The organism is Streptomyces sp. NPDC104371 (genome assembly GCF_055583785.1).
Genome location: NZ_JBVJNF010000003.1, coordinates 149,572 through 171,529 on the forward strand (window position 1 = coordinate 149,572; position 21,958 = coordinate 171,529).

Below are 21,958 nucleotides of genomic sequence, written 5' to 3' on the forward strand. Positions count from 1 at the left end.
CTGACAACGCCTCCGTGCCGCCGGTCGAGGGGGCATCATGGGTTCCGCATCGACCGGGAGGAGCGGGGGAACGATGGGTGACTTCTTCGAGCGGATCGTCGACCTCGAGGTGACCGCGGAGGAGGCCGGGCCGCTCGCGGAACGGATGGTGGACTGGATGGTCGCCGAGGGTGTGATCACGCGCGAGATGTCCGGTGACGCGATGTACAGCCTGAGCGTGGACGAGGGCCATGTGCCGGGCCCGAACTGGGCGCGCGCCACCGGGAATCCGGCCGACCTGGGCTGGTGGCCGGGCCCCGTGGCCGTCGTCGTCGGGCGGGACTCCCACGTCGGGGGCCAGGGCATGGCCGAGGCGGAGTACGCCGTCTGCCCGCGCTGCGACACCAGGACCGTCGTCATCGACTACCCCGAGAGGTTCGAGGCGGACAGGGCGGTCTGGCAGCCGTTCGGCGACGGCATCACCGCCTGGAAGGAGACGGGCGAGGGCAGCGCCCCCTGTGCCACGTGCGGTGCCTCGGTCCCGGTCACCGAGTGGGAGTGGGACACCAACTTCGCGCTGGGCGCGCTCGCCTTCGACTTCTGGGGCTGGCCGCCGCTCTCCGCCGAGTTCCAGGCGGAGTTCGGCCACCGGTTGGGGCACCGCACGGAGGAACAGATGGGCAAGTTCTGACCGCGCGTCGCTCCACGGCCCGGCTCGCCCGCCCCGATCAGGCCGGTGTCGCGAGGTCCCCCCAGGTGGGATGGAACTCCACGATCCGCGCCTCGGCCGCGCCCGCGAGGACGAACGGGTCGGACGCCACCGCGGCCTCGACCGCCTCGCGTGACCCTTCGGCGATGACCAGGCCCCCGGTGCGTGGTTCCATGCGTCCGGCCAGGCGGACCATTCCTTGTCCGAACAGCCCGGCCGGGTTCGTGTAGTGCTCGTCCTTGAGCTTGTCGATGGTCGCCAGCGGCGCACGGTATGTGAACGTGATGAGGAACATGGACTCATCCAACAGACCCGAAGGCGGGTGTGGCCAAGACCCATGTGCGGCGACCCCATAGGCTGATCCCTATATCCGCATGTGGAGGGCGCCGTGAGCCGTGCCGTGAACCGATTCCCGGAGATAGAGCTCCGGCACCTGCGCTATGCCGCCGCGATCGCCGAGGCGGGCACCGTCACCGGGGCGGCGCGCCGCCTCCATATCGCGCAGCCGAGCCTGAGCCAGCAGCTCGCCGCGCTCGAACGCCGGGTCGGTACGCGGCTGTTCGAGCGCACCGCGCAGGGCATGCGGCTCACCGCGGCCGGCCGTGTCCTGCTCGACAGCTTCGACCGGGCCACCGACGAGCTGCGCGCGGGCCTCGCCCTGGCCCGTGAGCAACCCCTGCCGACCCGCGTGGGGTTGTGCCGCGGCGTGTCCCGGTCCGTACTCGCCCGCGTCGAGGAGCTGGCCACCGCGGGCCGCCCGCTCGACCTCGCCTACGAGCCCGTCGACTCGTACCGGCAGGCCGAGTTGCTGCGCACCGGCCGACTGGACCTCGGTGTGCTGCGTCCTCCGGTCGACGCCGGTGGTCTGACCACGTACGTCCTGAGCGACGAACCACTGGGCATCGTGCTGGACCGACGGCACCCCCTCGCCGAACGCCCCACCCTCGCCTGGGCCGACCTGACCGACCTGCGGCTGCTGTGGTTCTCCCGGAACCGCGCCCCCGGCTACGCCGCCGCCGTGCTCGCGCATCTGCGTACCCACGGCTGGACCCCCTCGATCACCGTGGACGACCACGCCGGCCACACCCTGTTCCGGCACGCCCTGCTCACCCACCCCGACCTGGTCGCCCTGCGCCCCCGTGCGCTGGTCGCGGACGACAGCGATCTGGCGTGGCGGGCCATAGCCCCTGACCCGCCGCACGAAGTCCTGGCCCTGGCCGCCCGTACGGGCACCCTGTGGGAACGCCTGCTCCCGACACCAGCCCAGCCTCACTCCTCCTGAGCCACGAGGACCTCCACCCCCTTGGCGAACCGCGCCGGGTCACCGGCCCAGCTCGCCGGCGCCAAGCAACGGCCGGTGCACGACCCGGCGCGGTTCGCCAAGGTCGTAAGGGACGGGCATCTGGCGGTCCTCACCGGCTGCCCCGAGACCAACGTACGCCGCCTCGTGGCGCTCATCGAGCTGCTCGCGTCGACCCGATCAAGCACCTTGCTCCTCGAACGGTTCCTGTCCCTGGAGCGGGCCGAGACCCCGGACATCGACATCGACTTCGAGAACGTCCGCCGCGAGGAGGTCATCCAGTACGGTACGAGCGCTGGGGTGCCGCAGCCACGCCGCCCAGGTCGCCGACATCATCACGTACCGCCCCCCGGCTCGCCGTCCGCGACTCCGCCCGCGCGCTTCACTGTCCGACCGGCCAGATCGACGAGATGACCCGGCACATCCAGCACCACGAGCCCCCGGGCGAGGACGCCGACATACCCGCCGACGTACGCGAAAGGCCCTAGCCGGGTTGCCCCGCCATCTCGGCGTGCAGTCCGGCGGCATGGTCCTCACCTGCCGTCCGATCGGCGAGGTGATGCCTGTAGTGGACCACCGCCGAGGACCGCAGCGTGCTGCAGGGTGACAAGGAGGACGTGGAGGAGGCGGGCCTCGTCAAGATCGACCTGCTCGGCCGCGGCATGCTTTCCGCCCTGCACATGGCCTGCGACCTGATCGCCGAACACCACGGCGTCCTACGACCTGGCCGAGGAGCTTGCCACCTTGGATCGCGGACCGTCAGTCCCGCCGACACCAGGCTTTGAAGGTCGGTAGTCACCACTGCCTCTTTCTGGGTTTGCCCCGGAAACCCAGAAAGAAGTAGATCCACCAGGCGGGGTTGATGAAGTTGATCCAGTTCCTTCTGTTCTTGAGATGACGTTCCCAGTAGACGTCCTGCTCTTCCACGGAGCCAACAAGCCTGGCCGGGCAGCGGCCAAATGTCGGAACCAGGTCGCGAGTCGTCGACGGAAGCCACATGTGCAGAACGTAGACCATCCATCCGCCATGTGATTTAGAAAGACCTGATGGCCTGACATCAACTCGCGCGCCATTGCAGCAGATAGTCACCCCTTTCGGAGCCAGCTCCACCCGAATGGATCGCAGCGCCTCGAAAATGTTGTCCCCGCTGGCCGCAGCCTCGACTCCATCAGGTGACTCCAGTCGCAGGTGCCAGGGGCCTTCGCCCTCGACCACCATCTTCCATTCGGCTTCCTGGTTGTCCAGTTGGACGTAAACTGGAATATCCTCATTCATTGCCTGTATTCCGGATTCTCGATGATCTCGCCGGTGGGCCTTGCGTAGCGCCATCTTTCCGCGCGGACGATATTACTCGGGTCGATGTTCCGGTAAATCACTTCTCGTTCGGTCGGGAATCCGGTCCCGCGTATCCAGGATCGTATGGCTCCACCCAATGACCGGTTTACGTCGACGCCATATCCGTTCCCGCGGATCTCGTACACCCATGTCCCACGACCTCGGGCCGACTGTGGGAAGTTGCTAGCCTGCATGGCGCTCTTGCTCGTACCTACCCAGTTCGACGGCGTGTCGTGGAGCGCGTACTGGCCGATATCTTCATTGGCCCCCTTCGGGTGGAAGCCGTTCTTGAAAATCTTCTCGGGAAGTCGCGTATCTCCGCGGAACACGCGTCCCGGATTGATCACGGCTCTGCGTCGGACGTTGAAGCTGTCCGCCACGTCTTGCCGACAGGGTGCAAGTCCCTCCGGGTCAGTCGCCGCCAGCGGGTTGTGGACGTAGGTGAGGGGGTTGGGGGCCGGCGAGAGGCCGAGAGGGTCGGGGCTGGTGTATCGGGCGGTGGTGGGGTCATAGTGGCGACGGTAGTTATAGTGGAGGGCAGTTTCCGCGTCGGCATACTGGCCGGGGAACCGAAGCGGGGTGTAGGCCGTGGCGTCGCTGTTCCAGGTGGTGGAGCCCCACAGAGTGGTCTGCGTGTGCCAGGCGATGTCTCCGTGCTCATCGACGAGTTCGGTGGGGGTTCCGACGAGGTCGGTGACGATCGCGTAGAAGCGAGCGTCGACCTCTTCCTGCGGGCAGGACGGCATGAGCTTGCGCTCGAGCTGAGCCAGGGGGCGATAGCCCTCGTGGTCCCAGGTGAGGACGATTCCGGTGGCAGGGTCGTGCTGTTCGGCCAGGACGGAGCCGTCCCAGGAGAAGTAGAGGGACTCGCTGAGGGTTTGGCCGTCGTCTGCCATGCGGTGCTTGGCCGTGCGGCGGCCCAGGGGGTCATAGGTATAGGTCCATACCGTGCCGTCTGGGGTAGTGCAGGATGTCAGGCGGTCTTCCGTATCCCAGGTGTAGCGCCATACATCTGTGGCGCGAGACAGGCGTGCCTTGCGACGGCATGTCATTCGACCTGCGGCGTCGTGTTCGTAGTGGATCTGCCCGGCTGAGCGGAGGCGGGTGCCGACGTAAGTGCGTTCACCGCGCGCCTCGGCGTCGAGTGAGCGGGTCGACCAGTGCGCTTGGGTCTGGTTGCCGGCGCTGTCGTATGCGTAGGTCTCGCTCCAGCCGTCCGCAGTGACCTCAATTGGGCGCCCCACCGGGTCGACGTTGAAGCGCCGTGCTGTACCGGTGAGTTGGTCGGTGATCTGGGCGAGGTGGCCGTCCGCGCGGTAGTCGTAGGAGCGCTGGCGGAGGGTGCCCTGAGCAGTGGTGAGGGCGCGGCTGGTGAGGCGGCCCAGTTGGTCCCAGGCGGAGGCGAGGGTCACGTGGCCGGAGACCGTGCTCAGGGCGCGTTCGCGTTCGCGGCCGATCTCGTCGTGGGTGAAGGCGAGTGTGCGGCCGTGTATGGCCAGTTCGGTGCGGTTTCCTGCCGCGTCGTAGGACAGATGTGTGACAGCACCAGAGGGGGTGGTGCGCGAGACACGCTGCCCCAGGGCGTCATAGGTGTAGCCAGTGGAGCGACCGTCCACCGTCTCGGAGAGTACTTGGCCCAGGAGGTCGTACTCTCGCGTCAGCGTCGAGGACGGGGATGTCGCGGCGGTCAGAAGACCTGCCGCGTCGTACTCGAACCGGGTCGTGGTGCCATTGGTGGTCTTGGCTGTGAGATTGCCGAGTGCGTCGTAGGTATGGGTGATTCTGTCGCCCAGTGGCGTGGTTCGCGCGACCAGTTGGCCGACGGCGTCCAGTTCGTAATGCTGTTCCCTGCCGTCGAAATCAGACTCAGCAACGAGCCGGCCTGCGGCGTCATAGGTGTAGTTCCAGGTCAGGCCCTGAGGGTTGGTGACCTGGGTGACATGCAGTTCGGTGTCATGAGTGAATTCGTAGCGTGCTCCGTCTGGACCAGTGCGGGCGGAGAGCAGGTCGAAGTGGGTGTACTCGAAGCGGGAGACCGCACCGGTAGCGTCGGTGTGGCTGGTGCAGTTTCCTTCGCCGTCGTAGGTCCACGACTCGGTGGCGCCGTCCGGGGAGACGCGGCGAGCCAGGTGGCCTTCGGCAGTCCACTCCTGACAGATCGTTGCTCCGGTGGCGTCGGTGATCGCGGTTGGCCTGCCGAAGGTGTCCCGCTCGTAGCGGGTCTCCGCTCCCAACGGGTCAGTGATCGAGATCGGAAGCCCTGCTGCGTCGCAGTGAATCGTCGTGGTGTTACCCAGTGGGTCGATCACCGCAGTGGGGAGGCCGTTCACGTCGTAGGTGAAACGGGTCCACTGCCCAGCCGGGTCGATGATCGCCGTACGATTGCCGCGCTCGTCACATTCCTGACGCCAGACGGCGCCTGTAGGACCGTGTACCGCTATGGGCAGGCCGAGGCCGTTGTACTCCGTCCGCTCCTCGCGCCCATCCGCTCGCAGGATCGACACGAGGTGCCCGTTCTCGTCGTAGGAGAAGCGGGTGATCTGGCCGAGCGGATCAGTGACGGCAACCAGCCGGTGCTTGTCGTTCCATTCCTGATGTACGGACTGCCCGTGAGGATTCGTCTCGCGTATGAGACGGCTGGCCTCGTTGTGCTCGTAGCGGGTCCGGTTGCCCAGAGAGTCGGTGACCGTGGTGGTTCGCGTCGTGTCGTCGTAGGCGAGGGTGCCGGTGAGAAAGCCGTCGCTGCCTTCCGTGTGGACGACCCTGCCCTGGTCATCGTAGGTGTAGTGGTAGGAAGTGTTGTTGCGGTCGGTCCAGGAAGTGATGCGGCCGACTTCGTCGTAGGTGAAACGCAGCGGAATCCCGGAGGAGTTGGTGACCTCGGCGAGGTGGCCCTCGTCGTTGTAACCGTAGGAGACCAACGGCGTGCCCGTGCTGTCCCAGGGCTGGTCCGGGCCGAGTAGTCGCACAGCGCTGATCCGCGGCAGATCGGGGTGGCAGTCGAGCTTGAGTCGGTAGCCGCCGCTGTGGACGAGCCCAACGGGAGTGCCATCGAACTCGTAGTGGATGGTCATCCGTTGGCCGTTGCGGTCCACAATGGCCTGCAGAGGTAGGTCGACCGCTTCCCCATCCGTCGTGGGGCGCGGTGTGTGGAATACGTATACGAGCCCGGATGCCGGGTCAGTGATGCGCAGCGCGCCCTCAACCTCGGTGTCCCAAGTGAGCGGCAGTCGCTCCCCGGTTTCGGGGAGAACTGGTCCGTCCGTGTCCGGGTTCAGTCTCGGGTAGATCAGGCGGGCGCCATCGGGTGCGGCGTAGACGAAGCCCTCGTCGTCGGCCTGCAGGCGCTGGTCGAGGGTCGAGGCCCACGAAGAGCCGAACCAGCCGCCCCACCGGTAGGAGGAGATGTGGGTGCGTTCCAGGATCAGCGGCAGGGCAGCCGGGAACTCGACATCGGTCTGCGGCAGCAGCATGTCGCCGGTGGCCACGTCGATCGGGTCGAGCTTGACCTTCTTGAGCGCGGTCCTGATGGAGGCAGGTAGCTTCTCCCACTCCGAGGGGCGCAGTTTGAGCCGTGACAGGCCAGAGCCGTCCAGCTTCAATGCTTTGCCAAGCTTGGCGAGTTCGCTGGGCTTGAGCTTACCCAACCCCTTACCCAGGGCCTTGCCCAGGACGCCTGCGCCGACTCCGAAGGCTGCACCGGTGGCCAGCAACTCCGCCAATTTCCCGGGGTCCTTGAAGGCGCCGGGGTCGCGCAGCGCCGCGTCGAAGGCGGAGAACTTCATGCCCTCGCCCGCGAGTTTGCCCGCCTTGGCGATCGTCTTGATCTCTCCGAGGGCTTTCAGTGCTCGCTCCAGGCCGCGGATGGCCTCCATGACGGTGCGGATGACCCGGGCCATGCGGGTCCCGGACTTCTCGATCCGGGCGATCAGCGCGACGACCTTCGCCGCCCGTGCGCCGGCCGCGAGGCTGCCGGCGATTGTGGACAGGCCGCCGGTGAGCACCGACAGGGCCAGGCCCGCGATCTCGAACTCGGCGATCTCCGCGAGGATCACGCCGATCTCACTGAGGAGTTCGTGGGCTTCGTCGGCGAAGTCGTCCAGGGCCTTAGCGCCCGTGCGCAGCGAGTCGGCCATGTCGGTGGCCTGTGCGCGGGCGGTCTTGGCCCGCTTGTGGAGGGCCTTGGCGGCCTTGCCCTCCCACTCCAGGTCCTTGAGTGCCGTCTCGGCATCGCGGGCCGCGGCGTCGAGGCCCTTGGCCAGGGCCCGCCACTGCTTGGCGATCTCGCGGATGCCGTCCGGGTCGACGGCCGGGTCGGTGATGCCGAGGAACTCCAGACCGCTGGCGAGGGTGTCGCCGAAGGCATGGTTGGCCTTGTTGATCCAGTGCAGCGGGTTGAGGTCGCCAACGTCGAGGTCGCCGGGGATGATGTCGAAGTCCATGTACGGCTCAGCCCTTCTTGGCGCGGGCCGCAGCGGTCAGCAGGACGTCCAGCAGGTCGAAGGCGTCGGAGACATCGCCCAGGAACTTGGCCTCGGTCTCCCACTCCTTGTGAAGGTTCTTGGTGAGCCTGGCGATGGTGTCCATGCCGTCCTGGATGTCGTCCTTGGCGCTCATCAGCGAACCCAGCACGCCGAAGGCGGACAGGTCGTGCGAGGCCGCCTTGAAGTCGTGCAGTGGCTTGCGGGTGCGGTCATCCACCTTGCCCAGCGCGGCGGCCGCCTTGTGCAGGGATTCCGCATCCTTCTTCAGGTCCGACATACGTGTCCGCCCCGTGGATGTTGAGATGGTTTTGCGTGTAGTGTCGACCGGTCGACGAGTCCGTAAGCCCTGGTCAGCGGTTGATGGACTGGATCTCCTGGACATTGATGTCCTGGGTGGACTCGAACGTGCCGTTGGGCAGCCTGCCCTTGGCATCGCCGGTGCCCTTCCAGGAGATCTCCCACGTGACGGAGGCCTTCATCTGGTACGGCTCGCCGCCCGTGGCGCGGATGTAGGAGATACCGCACGGCGGATCCTCCTTGGACGCGCCCTTGGTGTACGGGGCGCCGATAGAGCCGTCCTCGTTGACCGGACAGTCACCGGAGGCAGGGAAGGTCTTCGCATCCTCGGTGCCCGGCTCCAGGTGCAGGGCCACCGGCTTCGCGGTCGTCACCGCGTACAGCGGGGTTTCGGGGAGTTCGGCGCGGACCGTGACGTCCTTGAAGACGGCCTTGTCCAGCCAGATCCAGGTGGGCAGGTTCACCGTCGACGTGCCCTGCGGCTTCAGCTCGACCTCGGTGTCCGGGACGCGGATCTTGTCGTAGGCGTAGGCGGCCAGTACCTCGGGGGTGGGGGCGTTCGGGTCGTCGGGGACGGTGCCGGCCTTCTGCCAGAACAAGTTCTTGGAGCAGTCCAGGATTTCGGGGTCGTTCGCCCGGTCCATGCGGGCCACCGCACGCCAGAACATGCCCTTCTTGCCCACGTTGTAGTTCTTGGCCGGGGTATCGGTGAAGGTGGCATCGCCCTTGCCGAACGCGTCGACGAGCAGGTCCTTGCCCCAGCGGCGGCCGAAGTTGACGGAGAACAGGTCGCCCTTCTTCATCTTCTCCGTCGCGTCCTTGAGCTGCTGCGGCGTTGCGAGCGGCTCGTACCAGCAGGCCGGGGGTTTCCAGTTCGGGTCGACAGAGGTCAGCCCGCCGGAGGACGGCTTGGCCGTGCCGCCGCCGGACTGCGTGACGACAATGCGGGTGCGGGTGACCTCGGCCCCCAATTCCGATCCGCTGGCCGTGCCCTGGGCGCTGTCCTCGGCGGGTGGTACAGCCCCCTCTCCCGGGTCCGTTCCCCAGGCGAAGGCGGTCGCCGGGGTCAGCAGAGTGGCCGACAAGGACGCGACGGTCAGTAGCACTGCGGCGCGGGGCTGCTTCCTCACTGACAGGCTCCCCGCTCGGTCTGGACCATCGTGGTCTTCCAGATGCCTTCCTTGGTCTTGCGCAGCTTCGTGCGGTACAGCACGAGGGCGTCATCGGCAGGCGTGGCGGTGACCTTGCCGGTCTTGGTGTCCTTGGTGGATCCCTTGCCCTCGTCCACGCAGTAGAAGAGCGTTCCGGAGCCGTCCGGGCTGATGCGGGGCTGCGGCTTGAAGACCCGGCCCTTGCCGATCAGGACCAGGTTCTTGTCCGTGAATCCCTTGATCCACTCGGTGCCGGTCCGCAGCGCGTCGCTCTCGCTGTAGAAGCTGAAGGCGTCGTGCTGCGGGTCCTTGTTGATGATTGCGGCGTAGGAGGCGCGGAGGCGCTCCTTGCCGTCGTCCAGGATGGCCTGCAGCTTCGGATCGCTGTTCGTCCAGCCGTCGAAGGCGACCTGGAAGGACTTGGGCAGCGCGATCTCCGGCCGCTTGGCCCCGTCCGGCTCCGCCGACGGGCCGGCGGACGCCGAGGCGTCCTTTTCCTGTCCAGCGCCCTTGATCTTGTCGGACGATTCATCGTCACCCCCGGATCCACAGCCGGTCAGCAAGAGCACGGTACTTGCGGCGATCGCGACCGCAACGGGCGGGAAACGGCGGTTCACTTCTGGCTCCAGACGGGACTAACGACGGTGTCTCAGGGTAATGGACAAATACTCAAGGTGCAGATGCTTCCATGCGAACGATCCACCTTGGCTCGTGGGGCGAAGAGTTGGCCGATATCGCACGCCCGAAAGCCCGTAATCTGGATATCGTCTGCTTGATCGGCGCAGCCATCACGGGTGTCACCCACCGTGAGAACGTGCCGAGCTCGCCGTGCTGCGCAAGGAGAACGCCCAGCTCGAGCGCGCGAACGAAGTCCTGCGGACGGCCTCGGCGTTTTTCGCGGCGCAACTCGACCCGACCCGGCCAGGTGACAGGGCTCATCGACGAGCACCCGCACCTGGGAGTCGAGTGCGTCCTGCGGGAAATGCACATCCCCACCTCCACCTACTACCGATGGCGCCAGGCCGCCCTCTCCGGCATCAGCCCACGCCGCACCACCACCTTGCCCCTGACCTGGTGCAACGCGACTTCACCGCGAGCGGGCCGAACTGGCTGTGGGTCACCAACCTCACCCACATCCCCGCCCTGGAGGGACCGCTGTGGCTCTCCGCCATCCGCGATGCCTTCTCCCGCAGAGTGGTGGCCTGGGAAACCTCCGTCCACGCGGACGCCGACCTGGTCCTCACCACGCTCGAGTACGCCCTCGCCAGCCGTGAGGTCGCTCCGGGCGAGCTGATCCATCTGGCCGACCACGGCTGCCAAGCTCGCTCGGTTTGTCCCGCACTTCCCGCAGGAGCATGGCACACCGATGTTCGCCCGTGCCAGGTGAGCGAACAAGCACGCTGAGCGAACGAGCAGGCCTTCGTGTTCAGTTCTCGGCATCTGTTGACATTCCCAACTCCGCCGAGTTTCTTGTGCGTTACGTCACACGACCCCGGTCGGTGGCCATCGGTCTCGGATCAAGGAGCGGAACATGAGGAAACTGGTCAGTGGTGCCCTCATAGGCGTCCTCGCCTTCGGCACCCTCACCGCCTGCGCGGAGGAACCGACGTCCAAGTCCGCCAAGGGGGACGGCACATCCGGCAAGGTCGCCTTCCTGATGCCCGACCTCGCCTCCACCCGCTACGAGCAGTACGACGCGCCGCTGTTCAAGAAGCGTATGGGCGAGCTGTGTTCGTCCTGCGAGGTCATCTACCAGAACGCCGACAGCGATGCCGCCCGGCAGCAACAGCAGGCCAACTCCGCGCTGGCGCAGGGCGCCAAGGTCCTGGTGATCGACCCGGTGGACTCAGCCGCGGCGGCCACCATCGTGCAGACCGCGCAGTCGCAGGGCGCCAAGGTCGTGGCCTACGACCGGCCCATCCCCAAGAAGCCCGTCGACTTCTACGTGTCGTTCGACAACGAGGCGATCGGCAAGTCCATCGCCCAGTCGCTGGTGCGGCACTTGAAGGAGAGCGGCGCCAAGGGCGGTCTGCTGGAGGTCAACGGCTCACCCACCGACGCCGCCGCCGGACTCATCAAGAAGGGCATCCACAGCGGGATCGAGGAAGGCGACTTCAAGCGGCTCGCCGAGTACGACACCCCGGACTGGTCCCCGGAGAAGGCCCAGCAGTGGGTGAGCGGGCAGATCGCGCAGTACCACGGTGACATCGCCGGTGTGGTGGCGGCCAACGACGGTACCGGCGGGGGAGCGATCGCGGCGTTCAAGGCCGCCGGTGTGAAGGTGCCGCCGGTCACCGGCAACGACGCGGAACTCGCGGCGATCCAACGCGTCGTCGCGGGCAGCCAGTACAACACCATCTCCAAGCCGCTCAAGATCGTCGCCGAGGCGGCGGCCGAGGTGGCCCATCAGTTGATGAAGGGCGACAAGCCGAAGGCCACCACCACGCTCTTCGACACCCCCTCGCAGTTGTTCAAGCCGACCGTGGTCACCCAGGAGAACCTCAAGCAGGTCGTCTTCGGCCCCGAGGGAGTGCTGAAGCCCAAGGACGTGTGCACCCGCCCGTACGCCGCCGACTGCCGCCGCCTGGGCATCCAGTGACGATCCCTTCCGACGGAGGTGACAGGGAGGGGCGAACATGAGCGAAGCCACCGCGGTTCCCGGCGCGGCCACGGACACCGTGCTGTCGCTGAGGGGCATCTGCAAGCACTTCGGCGCGGTCGCCGCGCTGACCGACGTAGATCTCGATGTGGCGGCCGGTGAGGTCGTGGCCGTCGTCGGGGACAACGGCGCCGGCAAGTCGACGCTGGTGAAGGTCCTTTCAGGGGTGTACACACCGGACGCCGGAAGCATCGTCCTGCGCGGCGAGCCGGTGTCCCTCGACTCACCGGCCCTGGCCCACGCGCGGGGCATCGCCACGGTCTTCCAGGACCTGGCCCTGTGCGAGAACCTCGACGTCAAGGCGAATCTCTTCCTGGGACAGGAACTTCGGCCCTGGATGCTCGACGACGTCGCCATGGAGAAGCGCTCCTGGCAACTGCTGCGGGAGCTGTCCGCCAAGATCCCCACCCTCGACGTGCCGGTGGCGGCCCTCTCGGGCGGTCAGCGTCAGACGGTCGCGATCGCCCGCTCACTGCTGAGCGACCCGCAGATCGTCCTGCTGGACGAGCCGACGGCCGCGTTGGGTGTCGCGCAGACGGCCGAAGTGCTCAACCTCGTCGAGCGGCTCAAGCACAAGGGGCTCGGCGTGGTGATGATCAGCCACAACATGGAGGACGTACGGGCCGTCGCCGACCGTGTCGCCGTCCTCCGACTGGGCCGGAACAACGGCGTGTTCGACGCCGCGAGCGTCTCCGCCGAGGAGATCGTCGCCGCCATCACCGGCTCGACCGACAACGTGGTGGCGCGCCGCGCCGCCCGCCGTGCGACCTCCCCGCAAGCGGAGAAGGGAGAGCTGTGACATCCCTCGGCACCTCCGTGGCGACGGCCACCGACCTCCAGGACGAGCGCCTCGCCACACCTCAGGGCATCACCGACAACCTTCGGGCCGCGATCCGCCGCGTACGCGACGGTGACCTGGGCTCGCTGCCGGTCATCGGCGGCATCGTGGTGATCTGGACGATCTTCCAGTCACTGAACGCGACCTTCCTCTCCAGCACCAACCTGGTGAACCTGTCCTTCGACATGGTCCCGGTGGGGGTTCTCGCGCTGGGCATCGTCTGTGTGCTGATGGTCGGTCAGATCGACCTGTCCGTAGGGTCGGTGAGCGGTGTCTCGGCCGCGATCACCGCCGTCGTCATGGTCAAGCACGAGCAGCCGATGGCCCTCGCGGTCCTGGCGGCCATAGCCGCCGGCTGTCTGATCGGGTGGGTCTACGGCCAGGTGTTCAACCGCGTCGGCGTCCCCAGCTTCGTCGTCACCCTGGGCGGACTGCTGGCCTTCCTCGGCGTCCAACTGTGGCTGCTGCGCGGCCAGAACGCGATCAACCTCCCCTATGACTCCACGCTGGTGCGCTTCGCCCAACTGTGGTTCGTGCCGCACTGGTTGGCGTACGCGCTGGCGGTGGCGGCGGCCGGTGGGTTCCTGGCGACGGGGTGGGTCCGTGCCCGTACCCGCCGCCGCGCGGAGTTGTCGTCCTCGTCGCTCCAGTGGCTGGTCACGCAGTCACTCCTGCTGCTCGCGGCGCTGCTGTTCGCCGTCTCCTATCTGAACCGGACGCGCGGCGTCGCCTGGATGTTCGTGTTCTTCGTCGCGCTGGTGCTGGTGATGAACTACGTGTTCACGCGCACCAAGTTCGGACGCTCGCTCTGCGCGGTCGGCGGCAACGCCGAGGCCTCCCGACGGGCCGGGATCAACGTACGGGGCGTGTACACCGCGGCGTTCGTCCTGTGTTCCGGCCTGGCCGCGACCGGCGGCATCCTGGCCGCGTCGAGGCTGGCCGCGGCGAACCAGAGCACCGGCACCGGAGACGTCAACCTCAACGCCATCGCCGCGGCGGTGATCGGCGGCACCAGCCTCTTCGGCGGCCGCGGTTCGGCCTTCGCCGCCCTGCTCGGCGTCCTCGTCATCCAGTCGATCTCCAGCGGGCTCACGCTCCTCAACCTCGACTCCTCCTACCGGTTCGTGATCACCGGTGCGGTTCTGCTCATCGCCGTCGGTCTGGACTCAGTGGCCCGCCGCTCCCGGCAGGCCCACGGAAGGGGGTGACAAGGTGACTGCGCTGGCCATCGACGCGGGCACCACCACCATCAAGGTCGTCGGATACGGCGACGACGGGCGGGAGTTGACGCTGAGCCGCCGCCCCACCCAGGTGACCCGCCCCCGGCCGGGATGGGCCGAACAGGACATGAACGAGGTGTGGGCGGCGGTCGTCGCCTGCGTCGCCGAGGTCGTGGCCGCGCTGCCCGCCCCACCCGACATGGTCGCGCTGACCGCCCAGGGTGACGGCGCCTGGCTGGTCGACGACCAGGCCCGTCCCACCGGACCCGCCGCGCTGTGGAACGACGGCCGGGCCACCGCGCACATCGAGCGGTGGGAGCGCACCGGGGTGGCCCAGGAGGCCTTCGGGATCTGTGGCTCCCGGCTGTCCACCGGCATGCCCCACGCCGTACTGGCCTGGCTGCGGGAGCACGACCCCGACCGGGTGGCACGTTCGACTCACCTGCTGACCTGCGGCGGCTGGCTCCATCTGAAGCTGACGGGGGAGCCCGCCGTGGACGAGTCGGACGCGTCGGCGCCGTTCCTGGACATCCGTCAACGCGCGTGGTCCGACCGGCTGTTCGACCTCTACGACATGGAGTGGGCCCGGCGGCTGCTGCCCGAGCTGCGCGACGACGACCACCGGATCACCCCCCTCAGCACGGCGGCGGCCACCGAGACCGGCCTGCCCGCGGGTATCCCGGTGGTGATGGCCCCGTACGACATCTGCGCCACCGCCATCGGCGCCGGAGCGGTGACGAGCGGGCAGGCCTGCTGCATCCTCGGCACCACCCTGGCCACGGAGGTCGTCACCGACACGGTGGTCACCGACGAGCCGGTGGGCATCACCGTGACGCTCGGCGTACCGGGCCGCTATCTGCGGGCCTTCCCCACCATGAGCGGCGGCGACGTCCTGGACTGGGCGACCCGCATGCTCGGACTGGCCTCCGCCGCGGACCTGATGAGCCTGGCGGCGCGGGGCCGCGACGACGCGGCGGGGATACGGTTCGTCCCGTACCTCTCGCCCGCCGGAGAGCGAGCCCCGTTCTTCGACCCCACCGCGCGCGGCTCCCTGTCCGGCCTGTCCCTGGAGGCGAGCCGGGAGGACCTGGCCCGCGCGCTGGTGGAGGGAGTCACCATGACCATCCGCGACTGCCTGACCGCCGCCCCGGGAGCGCCGGACCGACTGGCCCTCTGCGGCGGCGGCACCCGAAGCGACTTCTGGATGCGGCTGATCGCCGACATGACCGGCGTCCCCGTCACGATCCCCGCCGACACCGAGGTCGGCGCGCGCGGCGCCTGGCTGACCGGCCTGGTCGCCACCGGCCGCGAAACCGGCTTCCAGGCCGCGGCGGACCGGTATGTGCGGGTGGCCGCCACCTACGACCCCGACCGGGCGAAGTCCGAGGAGTTCAGCGACCGTTACGCCCACTTCCTGCGGCTGCGGGAGCTGAACCGGCCCGTCTGGACACTCGGCCGCACCCCGGCGGCTCCGGCCACGGGAGCCGGGGCATGACCGCCGCCGGAGGGGACGCCTGGCTGGGGATCGACCTGGGGACCCAAGGGGTCCGCGTGGTCGTCGCCGCGTCCGACGGCCGACTGCTGGGCGAGGGATCGTGCCCGCTCACCAGCCGCCGGGAGGGGGAGCGCCATGAGCAGGACCCCGAGGAGTGGTGGCGCGCGGTGTGCACGGCGATCGGGCAGGCCCGTGCGGCCGGTGCCGATCTGCGCCGGGTCCAGGGGGTGGCCGTCGACGCGACCTCCGGCACGATCACCCTGCTCGACCGGCGCGGGCGGCCCATGACTCCGGGGCTGATGTACGACGACGGTCGCGCGGCGGCGGAGGTGGAACGCGTCAACGCCGCAGGGGAGCGGCAGTGGACGAAGGCCGGTTACCGGCGGATGCAGCGCTCCTGGGCCCTGCCCAAGCTTCGCTGGCTGCTCGACCGGTACCCGCGCGCCGCGCAGGACGGCTGGCGCCTCGCGCACCAGAACGACATCGTCAACCGCAGGCTCGTCGGGCACGACGTCCCCACCGACACGAGCAACGCCCTCAAGACCGGCGCCGACGCCGCCGAGGTGACCTGGCCCGAGCAGGTCCTCGCCGCGCTGGAGATCCCGCGCGCGATCCTGCCCGAACTGGTGCTGCCCGGCACGGTCATCGGGCAGGTCGGCGCCGAGGCAGCCGCCGAGACCGGGCTCACCGAGGGCACCGCCGTCGTCGCCGGGACGACCGACGGCTGCGCGGCACAGCTCGGCTCCGGCGCGACCGCCGTCGGAAGCTGGAACTCGGTCATGGGAACCACCCTCGTCCTCAAGGGAGTTACCAAGGACCTCGTCCACGACCCGCACGGCGTCGTCTACTCCCACCGGTCACCGTCCGGGCACTGGCTGCTCGGAGGCGCCTCCAGCGTCGGAGCGGGCCTGGTGGCACGGGAGTTCGCGGACCGCGACCTGGACCGGCTCACCCGTGAGGCCGCCACGCTGCTGCCCACGGACCTGCTGCGCTACCCCCTGGTCTCGCCGGGCGAGCGCTTCCCCTTCGTCGCCCCGGACGCCCGCGCCTTCCGTACCCGCGAACCCGCCGCGCCCGCCGAGGACTTCGCCGCGCTCCTCCAAGGCGCCGCCTACGTCGAACGGCTCTGCTTCGACTACGTGGACCACCTCGGCGCCCCCACCGACGGCGCGCTCGTCCTCACCGGAGGCGCCACCCGAAACCCCCTGTGGAACCAACTGCGCGCCGACGTACTGCACCGCCCGGTGACCCTGCCCCGCAACGCCCAACCGGCCCTCGGCATGGCCGTGTTGGCCGCCTCGACCCACGAACCGCTGGACAGCGCGGCAGCCGCGATGGTGCGGCTCGACCGGACCCTGGAACCACGGAGCGCCGAGGGGGACCGGCACGAGGAGGGCTACCTCCGGCTGCTCGATCTGCTGGTCCAGCGCGGCTGGCTCCCCGGCGCCGTCGCATCCCACGCACGAGAGAGGAGGTCGCGATGAGCACCCATGTCATCCTCGTCCGCCACGGCGAGACCGTATGGCACGCCGAGAACAGGTACGCGGGCGGCACCGACGTCGCGCTCACCGCGCGCGGCCACGCCCAGGCGGAAGCGCTCGCCGACTGGGCCGAGCAGGCGGAACTTGCCGCCATCTGGGCTTCCCCGCTGACCCGTTCACGCGAGACCGCACAGCCGGGTGCGGCGCGCACCGGGCTGCCGGTACGGGTGGACCGGCGCCTGCGCGAACTCGACTTCGGCGTCGCCGAGGGACTCACCCGCGCCGAGATGCGCCGACGCTTCCCCGACGACCTGGCGGCCTTCCAGCGCGACCCCGTCGCCCACCACTTCCCCGAGGGAGAGAACCCCGTCGACGCCGGGGACCGCTATCTGGCGTTCCTCGCCGACCTCAGGGCACACCACCCCGACGGCCGCGTCCTGGTCGTCGGCCACTCCACGGCGATCCGGCTCGCGCTGTGCCGCCTGCTCGGCCTGCCCCCGCGCGAGTACCGCCGGATCTTCCCGTACCTGGACAACTGCGCCTTGACCGAAGTCGTCCTGCGCGACGGTGTGTCCTCGCTGCTGACGCTGAACCGCCCCGTGACCCCAGGAGCCCTCAAGTGACCACCATTCTCACCGCCGGTGACCACTTCGTCCTCAACTCCCTGCTCACCGACAGCCTTCGGGCCGTCGCCCCCGATGCCACGTTCCGCGAGATCACCCTCCCCTGGCCGGTCGAACCCTTCGGAGCCGTCGCCGAAGTACGCGAGGCGTCGGGTACCGAGGAGCAACTCATCGAGGCCCTCGAGGGAGTTGACATCTGCGTCACCCAGATGGCGCCGCTCACCGAACGGGTCCTGAAGGCCAGCCCCGGCCTTCGCCTGTTCTGCGTCAGCCGCGGCGGCCCGGTCAACGCCAACCTGGAGGCGGCCACCCGGCACGGCGTCGCCGTCTCCTTCGCTCCCGGCCGCAACGCCACCGCCACCGCCGAGCACACGGTCGCGCTCATGATGGCCGCCGCCCGACGTGTCCCGGCCACCCATGCCGACCTCACCGGTGGCACCTGGCGGGGCGACTACTACATGTTCGAGAAGGTCGGACCCGAACTGGCGGGCAGTACCGTCGGCATCGTGGGATACGGCGCCGTAGGGTCCCAAGTGGCCAGGATCCTCCGGGGATTCGGAGCACATGTCCTCGTCTGCGACCCCTTCGTCAGCGCGGACGACGCGGCACCCGCCGAGGTCACCGACCTGGCCGACCTCATGCGGCGCTCCCTGTTCGTCACCGTTCACGCCCGAGCGAGCGCGCAGACCGAGGGCCTGATCTCCCGGCGGATGATCGACCTGATGCCCCCGGGCGGCGTGCTCGTCAACTGCGCCCGAGGGTCCCTGGTGGACTACGACGCCGTGTGCGACGCGCTCGACGCCGAACGGCTCTTCGGCGCCGCCTTCGACGTCTTCCCGCAGGAGCCGATCCCGGCGGGCGCACGGTTGCTGACGACCCGTCATGTCGTGATGACGCCGCATCTGGCCGGTGCCAGCAAGCAGACCGCTCTCAACGCCGCGTCCATCACCGCCTCGGAGGTCGCCCGCTTCCTGGCGGGCACCCCGCTCGCCCACTGCGCGAACCCGGAGGTCCAGGCCTTCGAACGCCGATAGCCGGTCGTTCCGGCCGCGCGCCACGCCCGGCCGGAACGCCCCGGTCACCGCTGCCGGACGAGCTGTTCGACCCGGGCGTGGAGGTGTTCCACGTGGTGCTCCGCCTCCGGCTTCATCAGGACGCTGCGCAGGACACGGGCGCCGTCCGCGTCCGCGGCGACCTTCGGGTGGCGGGCCGTGAACGCCTCGCGGTCGGCCCTGAGGGTGCTCAGGAACACCGGGTCCGGGCCGGTCATCCCGTCGGTGAGGACCCGCGCGGAGACCGCGTCGATGGTGGACAGAGCGGCGGGATCCACCGTCGGGAAGTAGCTGACGATGTCCAACTCCGGCCGCTGGTACAGCTCCAGGACCTCGGACCCGTCGATGAGTTCCGCCCACCGCAGCGCGGCCCGGCGCCCCGCCGCGAGGACGGTGCCGAGACCGTCGGGCGTGGGCGGGAGGAGCTGGAAGGTGAGCCACAGGGCGGCGGCCGAGGCGCCCGCGCGGGAACACTCCAGGCTGATTTCCCCGAGGTGCAGCTCGTCGGAGGTGAAGTAGGTGTAGGGCGAGTCGTGCAGATAGAAGCGCCCCACCTCGGGGTCGCGGAAGAGGACGGCGCCGCACCCGTAGGGCTGGAGGCCGTGCTTGTGGGGGTCCACGACGACCGAGTCGCACAGGGCGATCGCCCGCCACGGCTCGGCCGGCAGCCCCGCGGGGCCGTCGGCGCCCGCGAGCAGCGTGAAGAAGCCGCCGTACGCCGCGTCCACATGGACACGGACGCCGTGGCGCCGCGCGAGCGGGACGGCGTCGTGGATCGGGTCGACGGCCCCGAGCCCGGTCGTCCCGGCGGTCAGGACGACCGTGCCCACCCGTCCGGTGCGCAGCAGGTCCTCCAGGGCGCCGAGGTCGATACGGCCCCGGTCGTCGGTGGGCACGGGATGGCCCTCCACACCGAGGACGCGGCACATCCGGCCATGGGTGTAGTGGGCGTCCTGGCTGTAGGCGATGCCCCGCCCGGGATGAAGCTCCCGGGCGACGAAGAGCGCCTCCAGGTTGGCGATGGTGCCACTGGTGGTCAGATGGCCGAGGTGGGTGTCGTAGCCGAACATCGTGGCCAGCCGCGCGACAACCTCCCGCTCCATCCGGGCCGTTGCCGGACCGCCGTCCAGGGCATGGTTGTTGGGGTTGATCAGCATCGCGGTGAGATAGCCGACCACGGCGGCGGGGTGCGGGGGCTTGAGCATCTGGCCCACGTAAGTGGGGTGGAAGAAGGGGTAGTTGTCCCGCAGTCGGCCGGTGAACTCCTCGAACGCCGCGGCGAAGCGGTCCTCGTCGACATGGAGCGACGGGTGCGGCTCGTAGGGGCCGAAGGTGTCGGCCCACCGCTGTATCGCGTGCGTGGCTCGGCCGAGCCAGTGCTCCAGTTCCACTGCTCTCCCTCTCTCGGCGGGTACGGGTGTGGCGGGTACGGGGTGGGCACACCATAGAACTTCGCTGACTGCTCAGCAATTGATTGCTCAGTAATTGATCAGTCGGTAGGTGATGCGGCAGTAGAATCACCGGGCAGCGCAGGTGATCCGGAGCGCGGGCAGACGCAGGGCGGCGAGAGGACATACGCAGGTGGATGCCGCGAATCCGCGGGCCGATCAGGCCGCCCGCGCCGCCAACAGCCGACTCGTGCGCGACTTCGGGCTGCTGATCAAGGCCGCCACCCGGCTGGAACAGCGCATCGACACCGCCCTGCGGCAGGACTGCGGCATCGGACACACGATGTTCGAGGTTCTCATCCGGCTCTGCCGCGACACGGACGAGCAGGTCTCGCAACGCGCGCTCGCCGACGACCTCACCCTCACCAGCGGTGGCATCACCCGTCTGATCGACCGGATGGAGGAGGCCGGTCTGGTCCACCGCGTGCCGTCCCGCGCGGACCGCAGAAGCGTCCTCGTGGAACCGACCGACCAGGGCCGTGCCGTGTTCCTTCGCGCTGCCGATGTCCACGCGCGCGTCGTCGAGCGGTACTTCGTCACCCCGGTGCCCCACGACGACTACACCCGGCTGACCGGCGCACTGCACGAGATCCACCGGGCCCTGCGCGACGGCACCGACTGACCACGCCGTACCGCTTGCCGCGCGGGGAGCGTAAGAGATCATGGGTGCGGAACGCCGACCGCGACCGTCCGACCCGACCCGCAGCCGTCCGACCCGTCCCACGACAGCCCGTCCCGTCCGAGGAGCCCCGCGCATGACCTACCGCGTCGAGCCGATCACCCGCGAACAGCACCTGGCGTACATCGCCTCCCGGCCGTCCGCGAGCCATATGCAGGTGCCGTCGTGGGGCGGGGTGAAGCCCGACTGGAGGGCGGAGAGCCTCGGATGGTTCGATGCGCAGGGCCAGTTGGTGGGTGCGGGGCTCGTGCTCTACCGGCCGGTGCCCAAGCTCAAGCGGTACCTCGCCTATCTGCCCGAAGGCCCGGTCATCGACTGGTCCGCGCCCGATCTGGAGGAGTGGCTGAGCCCGCTGCTCGACCGTCTCAAGGCACAGGGCGCGTTCTCGGTGAAGATGGGTCCGCCGGTCGTCGTACGGCGCTGGGACGCGGACGCCGTCAAGGTCGCCATCGCCGACCCGGCCGCCCGCCGCCTGCGGGACGTGGAGGCCACCGCGTACGAGCCGCGCGCCTTCGACATCGCCGACCGGCTGCGCCGCCTGGGCTGGCAGCAGGCCGAGGCGGAGGGCGAGGACGGCTTCGCCGCCGGGCAGCCGCGCTACTGCTTCCAAGTGCCGCTCGCCGGGCGCTCGTTGGACGAGGTGCACCGCAATCTCAACCAGCAGTGGCGGCGCAACATCAAGAAGGCGGAGAAGGCCGGCGTCAAGGTCGTACGCGGTGGCCTCGAGGATCTGCCCGCCTTCTACACGCTGTACGTCGAGACCGCCGAGCGCGACCGGTTCATCCCGCGCCCGCTCGCCTACTTCCAGCGGATGTGGCAGGCGCTGGCCGCCGAGGACCCGGACCGGATGCGGCTCTACCTCGCCCACCACGACGGGGAGGTCCTGTCCGCCGCCACCATGCTCATCGTGGGCGAGCACGTCTGGTACTCGTACGGCGCCTCCACCAGCCGCAAGCGCGAGGTGCAGCCGAACAACGCCATCCAGTGGCGGATGCTGTCGGACGCCCATCAACTCGGCGCGTCCGTCTATGACTTGCGGGGGATCACCGACACGCTGGAGGACTCCAACCACCTGTTGGGGCTGCTCCGCTTCAAGGTCGGCACCGGGGGTCAGGCCGTCGAGTACCTCGGTGAGTGGGACTACCCCCTCAACCGCGTCCTGCACAAGGCGCTCGACTTCTACATGGCGCGCCGCTGAGCACGGTGGG

Annotated in this window: 20 protein-coding genes and 1 pseudogene; 14 read left to right on the plus strand and 7 right to left on the minus strand. The window is 69.0% G+C overall.

Annotated features, from left to right (window positions below):
- Positions 1-73 precede the first annotated feature (73 nt).
- On the plus strand, positions 74-670 hold the full coding sequence (locus tag ACZ60T_RS11335; RefSeq protein WP_469665676.1) for a hypothetical protein: 597 nt from the start codon (positions 74-76) through the stop codon (positions 668-670).
- A gap of 37 nt (positions 671-707) precedes the next feature.
- Here ACZ60T_RS11335 and ACZ60T_RS11340 read toward each other — a convergent pair whose 3' ends face one another.
- Complete coding sequence (locus tag ACZ60T_RS11340; protein ID WP_469665677.1) at positions 708-983, minus strand: YciI family protein; 276 nt, start codon at positions 981-983, stop codon at positions 708-710.
- Between the two features lie 93 nt (positions 984-1,076).
- Here ACZ60T_RS11340 and ACZ60T_RS11345 point away from each other — a divergent pair, with 93 nt between their 5' ends.
- The 3 genes from ACZ60T_RS11345 to ACZ60T_RS11355 all read left to right on the plus strand — a co-directional run bounded on the left by ACZ60T_RS11345 (position 1,077) and on the right by ACZ60T_RS11355 (position 2,773).
- Entirely contained in the window at positions 1,077-1,970 is an 894-nt protein-coding gene (locus ACZ60T_RS11345) for a LysR family transcriptional regulator (RefSeq protein ID WP_469665678.1), read from the plus strand.
- 21 nt (positions 1,971-1,991) lie between these two features.
- A complete protein-coding gene (locus ACZ60T_RS11350) occupies positions 1,992-2,402 on the plus strand; it encodes a hypothetical protein (protein WP_469665679.1) in 411 nt (136 codons plus the stop codon).
- A 179-nt stretch (positions 2,403-2,581) separates the two neighbouring features.
- Positions 2,582-2,773 carry a hypothetical protein gene (locus tag ACZ60T_RS11355; protein ID WP_469665680.1) on the plus strand — a complete coding sequence of 64 codons (192 nt, stop codon included), beginning with the start codon at positions 2,582-2,584 and terminating at the stop codon, positions 2,771-2,773.
- A gap of 10 nt (positions 2,774-2,783) precedes the next feature.
- Here ACZ60T_RS11355 and ACZ60T_RS11360 read toward each other — a convergent pair whose 3' ends face one another.
- From ACZ60T_RS11360 to ACZ60T_RS11380, 5 genes are all read right to left on the minus strand, one after another.
- Complete coding sequence (locus ACZ60T_RS11360; RefSeq protein WP_469665681.1) at positions 2,784-3,263, minus strand: hypothetical protein; 480 nt, start codon at positions 3,261-3,263, stop codon at positions 2,784-2,786.
- Positions 3,260-7,765 carry a DUF6531 domain-containing protein gene (locus ACZ60T_RS11365; RefSeq protein ID WP_469665682.1) on the minus strand — a complete coding sequence of 1,502 codons (4,506 nt, stop codon included), beginning with the start codon at positions 7,763-7,765 and terminating at the stop codon, positions 3,260-3,262. Before ACZ60T_RS11365 ends, ACZ60T_RS11360 begins: the two co-directional genes overlap by 4 nt.
- Before the next feature lie 7 nt (positions 7,766-7,772).
- Positions 7,773-8,084 carry a hypothetical protein gene (locus ACZ60T_RS11370; RefSeq protein ID WP_469665683.1) on the minus strand — a complete coding sequence of 104 codons (312 nt, stop codon included), beginning with the start codon at positions 8,082-8,084 and terminating at the stop codon, positions 7,773-7,775.
- 73 nt (positions 8,085-8,157) lie between these two features.
- On the minus strand, positions 8,158-9,234 hold the full coding sequence (locus tag ACZ60T_RS11375) for a hypothetical protein (RefSeq protein WP_469665684.1): 1,077 nt from the start codon (positions 9,232-9,234) through the stop codon (positions 8,158-8,160).
- Complete coding sequence (locus ACZ60T_RS11380) at positions 9,231-9,872, minus strand: hypothetical protein (RefSeq protein ID WP_469665685.1); 642 nt, start codon at positions 9,870-9,872, stop codon at positions 9,231-9,233. Before ACZ60T_RS11380 ends, ACZ60T_RS11375 begins: the two co-directional genes overlap by 4 nt.
- Before the next feature lie 457 nt (positions 9,873-10,329).
- Between ACZ60T_RS11380 and ACZ60T_RS11385 the strand changes: the two genes are divergently transcribed.
- The 8 genes and pseudogenes from ACZ60T_RS11385 (at position 10,330) to ACZ60T_RS11420 (ending at position 18,605) form a co-directional block, all read left to right on the plus strand.
- A complete protein-coding gene (locus tag ACZ60T_RS11385) occupies positions 10,330-10,659 on the plus strand; it encodes a DDE-type integrase/transposase/recombinase (RefSeq protein ID WP_469665686.1) in 330 nt (109 codons plus the stop codon).
- A gap of 127 nt (positions 10,660-10,786) precedes the next feature.
- Complete coding sequence (locus tag ACZ60T_RS11390; protein ID WP_469665687.1) at positions 10,787-11,854, plus strand: ABC transporter substrate-binding protein; 1,068 nt, start codon at positions 10,787-10,789, stop codon at positions 11,852-11,854.
- Between the two features lie 115 nt (positions 11,855-11,969).
- Positions 11,970-12,713, plus strand: a pseudogene (locus ACZ60T_RS11395) (ATP-binding cassette domain-containing protein); the annotation flags it as partial.
- Positions 12,710-13,960: a sugar ABC transporter permease gene (locus ACZ60T_RS11400; protein ID WP_365627885.1), complete on the plus strand. Its 1,251-nt coding sequence runs from the start codon at positions 12,710-12,712 to the stop codon at positions 13,958-13,960. The pseudogene ACZ60T_RS11395 and the gene ACZ60T_RS11400, both read left to right, overlap by 4 nt.
- Positions 13,961-13,964: 4 nt before the next feature.
- On the plus strand, positions 13,965-15,467 hold the full coding sequence (locus tag ACZ60T_RS11405; protein ID WP_469665688.1) for an FGGY family carbohydrate kinase: 1,503 nt from the start codon (positions 13,965-13,967) through the stop codon (positions 15,465-15,467).
- Positions 15,464-16,951: an FGGY-family carbohydrate kinase gene (locus ACZ60T_RS11410; RefSeq protein ID WP_469665689.1), complete on the plus strand. Its 1,488-nt coding sequence runs from the start codon at positions 15,464-15,466 to the stop codon at positions 16,949-16,951. The genes ACZ60T_RS11405 and ACZ60T_RS11410 overlap by 4 nt, the downstream gene beginning before the upstream one ends.
- A complete protein-coding gene (locus ACZ60T_RS11415; RefSeq protein WP_469665690.1) occupies positions 16,948-17,571 on the plus strand; it encodes a histidine phosphatase family protein in 624 nt (207 codons plus the stop codon). The genes ACZ60T_RS11410 and ACZ60T_RS11415 overlap by 4 nt, the downstream gene beginning before the upstream one ends.
- Positions 17,568-18,605, plus strand: a complete 1,038-nt coding sequence (locus tag ACZ60T_RS11420; protein WP_469665691.1) for a 2-hydroxyacid dehydrogenase — start codon at positions 17,568-17,570, stop codon at positions 18,603-18,605. Before ACZ60T_RS11415 ends, ACZ60T_RS11420 begins: the two co-directional genes overlap by 4 nt.
- 44 nt (positions 18,606-18,649) lie before the next feature.
- On the opposite strand, the gene ACZ60T_RS11425 is transcribed toward ACZ60T_RS11420, so the two are convergent.
- Complete coding sequence (locus ACZ60T_RS11425) at positions 18,650-20,014, minus strand: pyridoxal phosphate-dependent decarboxylase family protein (RefSeq protein WP_469665692.1); 1,365 nt, start codon at positions 20,012-20,014, stop codon at positions 18,650-18,652.
- Between the two features lie 190 nt (positions 20,015-20,204).
- On the opposite strand from ACZ60T_RS11425, the gene ACZ60T_RS11430 reads away from it, so the two are divergent.
- Positions 20,205-20,693 (plus strand): MarR family winged helix-turn-helix transcriptional regulator, encoded by a 489-nt coding sequence (locus tag ACZ60T_RS11430; protein WP_365627904.1) that lies wholly within the window; start codon positions 20,205-20,207, stop codon positions 20,691-20,693.
- 133 nt (positions 20,694-20,826) lie between these two features.
- Complete coding sequence (locus ACZ60T_RS11435) at positions 20,827-21,948, plus strand: lipid II:glycine glycyltransferase FemX (RefSeq protein ID WP_469665693.1); 1,122 nt, start codon at positions 20,827-20,829, stop codon at positions 21,946-21,948.
- Positions 21,949-21,958: the final 10 nt, after the last annotated feature.

Bases quoted from the DNA above. Each gene is read 5' to 3' on its own strand.
- ACZ60T_RS11390 (WP_469665687.1), top strand. From the start codon at position 10,787: ATGAGGAAACTGGTCAGTGGTGCCCTCATAGGCGTCCTCGCCTTCGGC.
- ACZ60T_RS11360 (WP_469665681.1), bottom strand. From the start codon at position 3,263: ATGAATGAGGATATTCCAGTTTACGTCCAACTGGACAACCAGGAAGCC.
- ACZ60T_RS11410 (WP_469665689.1), top strand. From the start codon at position 15,464: ATGACCGCCGCCGGAGGGGACGCCTGGCTGGGGATCGACCTGGGGACC.
- ACZ60T_RS11365 (WP_469665682.1), bottom strand. From the start codon at position 7,765: ATGGACTTCGACATCATCCCCGGCGACCTCGACGTTGGCGACCTCAAC.
- ACZ60T_RS11435 (WP_469665693.1), top strand. From the start codon at position 20,827: ATGACCTACCGCGTCGAGCCGATCACCCGCGAACAGCACCTGGCGTAC.
- ACZ60T_RS11340 (WP_469665677.1), bottom strand. From the start codon at position 983: ATGTTCCTCATCACGTTCACATACCGTGCGCCGCTGGCGACCATCGAC.
- ACZ60T_RS11415 (WP_469665690.1), top strand. From the start codon at position 16,948: ATGAGCACCCATGTCATCCTCGTCCGCCACGGCGAGACCGTATGGCAC.
- ACZ60T_RS11335 (WP_469665676.1), top strand. From the start codon at position 74: ATGGGTGACTTCTTCGAGCGGATCGTCGACCTCGAGGTGACCGCGGAG.
- ACZ60T_RS11370 (WP_469665683.1), bottom strand. From the start codon at position 8,084: ATGTCGGACCTGAAGAAGGATGCGGAATCCCTGCACAAGGCGGCCGCC.